The organism is Streptomyces sp. SID13031 (assembly GCF_010548305.1).
Taxonomy (GTDB): Bacteria; Actinomycetota; Actinomycetes; order Propionibacteriales; family Kribbellaceae; genus Kribbella.
This window is the reverse complement of record NZ_JAAGLV010000117.1, coordinates 1-390: the sequence shown is the minus strand read 5'-3', so window position 1 is coordinate 390 and position 390 is coordinate 1. Positions and strand designations below refer to the sequence as shown.

General features: G+C 72.1%; 1 protein-coding gene. It reads left to right on the top strand.

Features of this window, described 5'->3' with window-relative positions:
- On the top strand, positions 1–390 hold a 390-nt coding region (locus tag G3I17_RS39500), incomplete at both ends, for an AMP-binding protein (RefSeq protein WP_164604539.1).

The following is a 390-nucleotide window of genomic DNA, read 5'->3' as shown; positions in this document are numbered from 1 at the left end:
CCAGTTCCGGGGCGTGGCCGCGGGACCGATGCTGCGCGGCGCGATCCGCCGGCAGCGCGTCACGCACCGCATCGCGGTGTCGACCCTGCTCACGATCATCACGCAGGACGGGCGCCAGGTGACGCGCGAGACGTTCCCGGAACTCGAGATGGTCATGACGGGGGCGGAGGTGTGCGACCCGAAGGTCATCAACCTGTGGAAGACGCGCCTGCCCGGCACGCGCGTGCTGAACGTCTACGGGCCCACCGAGGCGACCATCGTGTGCCTCGCCTACGAGGTCCGCGACGTCGACCCCGACCGGGTGGGCTCCTACCCGATCGGCACGCCGCTCCGGGGCGTCGAGGTCCGGCTCGTCGACGACACGGGTGCTCCGGTCGGCCAGGGCGAGGT